The sequence below is a fragment of the Clostridia bacterium genome, from assembly GCA_014360065.1.
Taxonomy (GTDB): domain Bacteria; phylum Bacillota; class DSM-521; order Neomoorellales; family JACIYF01; genus JACIYF01.
Map to the genome: position 1 here is coordinate 1 of JACIYF010000167.1, position 4346 is coordinate 4346.

At 51.2% G+C, this 4346-nt stretch carries 6 protein-coding genes; 4 read left to right on the plus strand and 2 right to left on the minus strand.

All coding sequences use genetic code 11. The annotated features are described in order from the left end of the window. Positions 1–106: 106 nt before the first annotated feature. Complete coding sequence (locus H5U02_14205) at positions 107–874, plus strand: AAA family ATPase (protein MBC7343575.1); 768 nt, start codon at positions 107–109, stop codon at positions 872–874. A gap of 144 nt (positions 875–1018) precedes the next feature. On the opposite strand, the gene H5U02_14210 is transcribed toward H5U02_14205, so the two are convergent. After that, the gene (locus H5U02_14210) at positions 1019–1219 is read right to left on the minus strand and encodes a DUF4338 domain-containing protein (protein ID MBC7343576.1); all 201 of its coding nucleotides are present in this window, start codon (positions 1217–1219) and stop codon (positions 1019–1021) included. Between the two features lie 298 nt (positions 1220–1517). Here H5U02_14210 and H5U02_14215 point away from each other — a divergent pair, with 298 nt between their 5' ends. From H5U02_14215 to H5U02_14225, 3 genes are all read left to right on the plus strand, one after another. Next, the gene (locus H5U02_14215; GenBank protein ID MBC7343577.1) at positions 1518–1721 is read left to right on the plus strand and encodes a hypothetical protein; all 204 of its coding nucleotides are present in this window, start codon (positions 1518–1520) and stop codon (positions 1719–1721) included. A gap of 142 nt (positions 1722–1863) precedes the next feature. Continuing rightward, on the plus strand, positions 1864–2922 hold the full coding sequence (locus H5U02_14220) for a CoA transferase subunit A (GenBank protein MBC7343578.1): 1059 nt from the start codon (positions 1864–1866) through the stop codon (positions 2920–2922). A 73-nt stretch (positions 2923–2995) separates the two neighbouring features. Continuing rightward, positions 2996–3781 (plus strand): glutaconate CoA-transferase, encoded by a 786-nt coding sequence (locus H5U02_14225; GenBank protein ID MBC7343579.1) that lies wholly within the window; start codon positions 2996–2998, stop codon positions 3779–3781. A gap of 105 nt (positions 3782–3886) precedes the next feature. Here the strand turns inward: H5U02_14225 and H5U02_14230 are convergent, their stop codons facing one another. Beyond that, positions 3887–4180, minus strand: coding sequence for a hypothetical protein (locus tag H5U02_14230; protein MBC7343580.1), 294 nt, complete (start codon positions 4178–4180; stop codon positions 3887–3889). Positions 4181–4346: the final 166 nt, after the last annotated feature.

Below are 4346 nucleotides of genomic sequence, written 5' to 3' on the forward strand. Positions count from 1 at the left end.
AGATGTCTTTTGACTGCAGCGCCTGTGAATATAACGAGATATGCAGTGAAGTTGGCGAATTGAGAAGCATACGAAATTCGCTGGCACGGAAAAAGGTGACGGCTCAATGAATGATAAAAAGCCGACAAGGGTAATTGCAGTTTGCGGAAAGGGAGGGGTGGGAAAAACCTCCATCAGTGCGGCTATAACCAAAATTCTTGTCGAGAACAAGGAACACAGGGTTTTGGCTATTGACGCCGACCCGGCCGTAGGTTTGGCCGCCGCTCTCGGTTTTAATGTGCGAAAAACCGTGGACGACATACGCAACAATTTAATCAGCAGGGTTGAAAGCGGCAGTCAGGGAGACAAGAGGGAAATTGTTTTCAGTCTCGACTATGAAATCTTTGAGGCCCTTGAAGAAAGGGACAACTTGGCTTTCCTTGCTATTGGCCGTCCGGAAAAAGACGGTTGTTACTGCCAGGTAAACAGCATGTTAAAAGATATAATTGAAACGTTGGCAAAGAACTTTGATTTTGTTGTAATAGACGGAGAAGCCGGTATCGAGCAGGTGAATCGAAGAGTTTTACGCAGAGTAACCCATTTATTCTTAGTGTCTGATGCTTCTGTTAAAGGATTGAATGTTGCAAAAACCATAAAACAAGTTGCGGATAAAGCCATTAACTATGAAAGAGCGGGGCTTTTATTAAACAGGATAAGAAGTAAAGAAGAGAAAAGTAAAATATCAATTCCTTTGGAACTTTCATTATACGGGACGATTCCTGAAGATGATGCAATTCGGGATGCTGATATAGCCGGTAAAAGTATATTGGATATTCCTACAACAAAGGTTTTTGACGCAGTCAAAAGGGTACTGGTGAATCTGAGCCTTTTATAATGTTTTCGGTATTCTTATGTTATTTTAACTTGGATCCGGTAAGTAACCACCAAGAACCCTTGCGCCACAAGGCTTGAAGCCCAAAAATTAATGTCCTTTATAGGTACCCGGAAAGGGTTATGATGGCGGTCGCCTCCCCCGCCCCTAGGTTTTGCCCGCGTAAATCCATCTTGAGGCCTGATAGCTGATACCCTGAAAACGGCGTGCCTCGACAAATGTCTCCAGCAAGTAGACAGGATGACCGTATTTGCTGAGCCAGTCCCCGCTAATGCGGCGGGCAATTTGGCTTAGGATATGGCTGGCCAGGTAGCGCACCTGTACCCACGGCAAGATTAAAAAGCGCATGGTGGAGGTGATAAAGCGTAACTGAGAATGGCAGATTGCGCCCGTAGGGTAGGCAAAGGGGAAAGTAGACCTGGACTCTTGTGAGAGCCAAGATTGAAGAAAGGAGTGTTAATTTTGGAAAAGCAAGAAGCTCCGAGCCTTCCATGGGGCGCAAGAACGGTCTTTGGTATTCTCATCTCTGTTTTGGTGCTCATTGCCCTGGTCATTTTCGAAAGGTTTGAAATCCCGGGCTGGCCCGCTTTCCTGGTTTGGAGGATGTGTTTCGGAAGCACCAATTCCATTAACAGGAGGTGTAAATATGTCTTCTGAAGTAAAAGCCATGCCCAGATGGATACCGCTTACCTCGTGGGGCCTGGCCGGCTTTGCCGGTTCCTATGTGGCTGGCATACTACTCGACGCCACCAAGAGTTACCTGACCCCCTTCCTGGTAGCCGCGGTAATAGAAGCAATAGGATTGATCCTCCTGGCCATTACAGAACCGCCCGCCAAGGTATCTGTCTAAGGCCTGGCACTCCGGGGCAACTCGGAGCGCCCAAGGCCGTTAAAGAGGAGGTGGTAGTTAGCCGCTGCAGCCGGGCTAAAGATGTTTAAGAAAAGCACTAGAGAATAATTACCAAGTATCCCTGTTTTAAGGAGGTTAAAAAATGTTAGGCTCTGTGAGCTCGAAAATCAAGAATGTTTCCAACTTGCAGTACGAAGAGAAAAAGTTTGAGTTCTGGGGCCCAACTCCCGATGAAGCAAGAAAAATTATGATCAACAAGTCGCACGCCCTAAAAGATAAAAGGACCACCCTCAAGGAAGCTGTAGCCAAGTTTATTAAAGACGGGATCAACCTGGGCATTGGCGGCTTTGTGAACACGAGGGTTCCGGTAGCTATCATTCATGAGATCATCCGCCACGGGGTAAGGGATCTCACCCTCTCCCTCCACTCCAACTCCATTTGCCCGGAGCTTTTGGCGGGAGCTATGATCCTCGACCCGGACAGGGTTTCCATAAAGCGCGTTGAGCTGGCCTGGTGGGGCTACGAAATTATCGGCATTGCCCCGCTCCTCCGTTACCTGACCACCAATGGCATGATTGAGCTGGATGACTACACCAACTACGGCATGTCGGCCAGGTTTAAAGCAGCGGCCATGGGCATTCCCTTTATCCCGGTGCGCGACCACGGCGGCTCGGATATGGAGCTGGTTAACCGGGGAATGATGATCCAGTGCCCGTTTACGGGTAAGAACGTCTACCTGTTGCCGGCCTGTCACCCGGATGTGGGGATTGTTCACGTCACGGCTGCCGATATGTACGGCAATGCCCGCATCTTCGGTGCCCACTGCACCTGCCCGGAAATTGCAATAGCTTCGACCTACACCGTTATGACTACTGAAAAGATCATCCCCACCGAGAACATCAGGTCGTACCCGAACCTGACGGAAATTCCTTACCCGGCCGTCGACGCCCTCATTGAGCAGCCCTACGGCGCATACCCAGGCGCCTGCTACGGCTTCTACTGGTTTGACATGGATCACTTGGGGATGTTCCGCAGTATATGCGAAGACTTCCGCAAGACCGGCAACAAGGACGCCCTCAAGAAGTACTACGACGAGTACATCTTTGGTTGTGAAACCTTTGACGACTTCCTCGAGAAAGTCGGTTACAAGACCTTAAAGAAGGTCAAGGAGCTTGACGGTGGCCAGCCCATTATCATCTAAAGACTTGTATGTGAGCGGCTAAAAAGATTAGGTTTGAACCATAGGCCACTATAAATTCAAGGAGGTATAATGAATGTCTGAATATACCCCTTTTGAAATGATTGCCTACACGGGCTCGAGGGTTCTAGAGGACGAAAAGATTGTGTTTGTGGGCACGGGCCTGCCGATCATTGCTGCCATGCACGCCCAGCTCACCCACGCCCCAAACCTCTACATGATCTACGAAGCCGGCTCGCTCGCTCCCATCCTGGAAATGGGCATGCCGCTTTCCGTAGGTGATACGCGGGCGGCCCGCAAGTCCTGCTTCTTAAAGGGCCTGTGCGCCGCGTTTGAGCTCACCCAGCGGGGCTACGCCGACTACGCCTTTATTGGCGGCGCGCAGATCGATATGTACGGCAACGTCTGCTCTACCATTGAAGGCAACAACTACAGCAGGCCGCAGGTACGCTTCCCCGGTAGCGGCGGTGCCGGGGCCATGGCGGCCAACTGTGAGAAGACAATCATCATCATGGCCTTGGAGAAGAGACGGTTTGTGAAAAAAGTGGACTTTTTGACCAGCATCGGCTTTGGGGATGGTTCGCCGGATTACAGGGAGAAGGCTGGTGTAATGGGGTCCGGCCCTTACCGGGTGATCACCAACCAGGCTCTCTTTGGTTTTGACGAGGAAACCAGGCGGATGAAGCTCTTAGAAGTGAGGCCGGGACTGGAGCCCACAGACATTCAGGAACTGGTGGACTTTGAACTCATTATCCCGCCCGACGTAAAAGAGATGGCGGAGCCGACCAAGGAAGACTTAAGACTCTTGCGGGAGGTCATTGACCCCGAAGGGTACTTCTTAAAGAGGGTAGTAAAACAGTAAGGAACCTGCAATAATTAGTGAATTATGCTATTACTGCCCACATTATCTGACCGGGATCTGTTCTAATTTGCTGGCCGCAGTAGAAAACCGGCCGCGCGCGCCGGATCACGAGTCATCTTCGAACTCTCCAAGGACACACCTAGCCGTGGCCTCGCCGATGAGCGGTTTTTCCTGCAGAAACTCATCCAGCAGGCAGGCGGTGCAGATATGATCTCGCGGGGTATGCCCTTGGAGAAGTAGTAGATCGCGGCGACGGCCACGTCGGAGAAAAGCGCGCTTGACACCCGCCACCGGGAGGTGGTGCTGGAGATAGACCCTAGCTTCCCAGGCCGAGAGCCTGGCGAGGTGAAAGCGTAAGTTTACCCGCCGGGTGATAGCGTCGAAGGTCTGCGGCCTCAACCTGGGACACCTTTTTACCGCCATGGATCAGGCCCTGGCGATGAAAAACAAGTTTACCCGCGCCATGTCCGGCTGGGAGTCCATAGGCAAAAGGAAAAGGACCATCGTTACCCTGTTTGGCCTTGAGATCACCTACTGCCGCCGGGGGTACCGGAAAAACATCGAC